The sequence below is a fragment of the Yersinia sp. 1252 StPb PI genome, from assembly GCF_048593885.1.
Taxonomy (GTDB): Bacteria; Pseudomonadota; Gammaproteobacteria; order Enterobacterales; family Enterobacteriaceae; genus Yersinia; species Yersinia enterocolitica_E.
The window spans coordinates 1-1,883 of the sequence record NZ_JAZGQE010000341.1; the positions used below are offsets into that span (position 1 = coordinate 1).

The following is a 1,883-nucleotide window of genomic DNA, read 5'->3' on the forward strand; positions in this document are numbered from 1 at the left end:
GCCGAACTCAGAAGTGAAACGCCGTAGCGCCGATGGTAGTGTGGGGTCTCCCCATGCGAGAGTAGGACACTGCCAGGTATCAAATAAGCAAAAAAGGCTACCCTAACGGGTGGCCTTTTTTGCTTATGGGTTCAGACAGAATACAACCCGAGCATGACATGCGACAAACTGCGAATGCAGTTTGAACAGCGCTTGCGCTGGCCCCGGAGGGGTGAGACTCATCTTCAAGATGAGACGAATACTACTGCGAATGCAGTTTGAACAGCGCTTGCGCTGGCCCCGGAGGGGTGAGACTCATCCTCAAGATGAGACGAATATTGTAGGAAAAAATCGTCGGGAACGATTTTTAACGTTGCTTGCAACGGCCCGAAGGGCGAATGGCAGGAAAGCCATTCGTACACTGCCAGGTATCAAATCAAGTAAAGACCCCATGCCAAAAGCGAGGGGTTTTTGCTTTTGTGCTATCCGAAAATAGATGTTAGTGACGAGTTTGTTGTATGCTGAAAATGTAGCTAAATCACATATAGCCCTCAAAAATAAAGTCATAGAAAATGATAACCCTCTGCATTTGTAGAGGGTTTTTGCATTTTGGCAGTATCGAAAATATATGCCGACTGTTCACTGCACTAAGTGCTATTGAGATGGTGGTAATGAAACATTTTCAGGTTGTGGCAGATCACTCGACTTTTTACTGAAAACCCGCTATCTTCAGGCATCTAGAAGTCTAAACGTATAAACGGATATATTGAGGATATAGGCATGCCAATTAGGGTTCCTGATGAATTACCCGCAGTGAGTTTCTTACGCAATGAGAATGTCTTTGTGATGACCTCATCGCGTGCGAAAACCCAGGAAATTCGTCCCCTGAAGGTGTTGGTTCTGAATCTAATGCCTAAAAAAATTGAGACGGAGAATCAATTCCTACGTTTACTCTCTAACTCACCCTTACAGATTGATATCCAATTACTGCGGATTGATAGCCGTGAGTCAAAAAATACGCCAGCAGAGCATCTGAATAACTTCTACTGTGACTTTGAAGATATTCAAGATCAGAATTTTGATGGGTTGATCGTGACTGGCGCACCTCTCGGTTTAGTTGATTTTTGTGACGTCGCATACTGGCCACAGATCGAGCGTATTATTGCTTGGGCAAAGGACCACGTGACCTCAACCTTGTTCGTATGCTGGGCGGTACAGGCGGCATTAAATATCCTGTATGGCATTCCTAAGATGACTCGCGAGGTCAAACTCTCTGGTATTTACCAGCACCAAACTCGAGAGCCACTGGCACTGCTCACCCGAGGGTTTGATGAAACATTCCTGGCACCTCATTCTCGCTATGCCGATTTCCCACTTGAGGTGCTTAAGCAATATACAGATTTGGATATCCTGGTCTCATCAGAAGAGGCTGGAGCTTATTTGTTTGCCAGTAAAGATAAGCGAGTGGCTTTTGTTACCGGTCATCCTGAATACGACGTCGACACGCTAGCAGGTGAATATCAGCGTGATGTGGCCGCCGGTCTTAACCCACAAGTTCCACTCAATTACTTTCCTGATGACGATGCTTCTTTACCACCAAAAGCATCGTGGCGTAGCCACGGTCATCTGCTGTTTGCGAACTGGCTGAACTACTACGTGTACCAAATCACCCCATTTGATTTGCGCCATATGAATCCTACGCTCGACTGACTTTTTATCACCTTAAATGTTAATAAAGGCGGCTGAATCGATGCCGCCTGTCTATTATTCCCCAGTAAAAAAGCTTATTCCCCCTCGATAAACTGGTCTGATCTCTTTGTTAAACAATGAGTTATCTTCGAAAAACGCCAGTAATGGAAGTCTATTCCTATCTGTCTATAACACATACCTATGTTAACAATATG

At 45.1% G+C, this 1,883-nt stretch carries 1 protein-coding gene; it reads left to right on the top strand.

Annotated elements, in window-relative coordinates:
* Positions 1-759 precede the first annotated feature (759 nt).
* A complete protein-coding gene (gene metA / locus V2A85_RS23370; protein ID WP_372560358.1) occupies positions 760-1,689 on the top strand; it encodes a homoserine O-acetyltransferase MetA in 930 nt (309 codons plus the stop codon).
* Positions 1,690-1,883 lie beyond the last annotated feature (194 nt).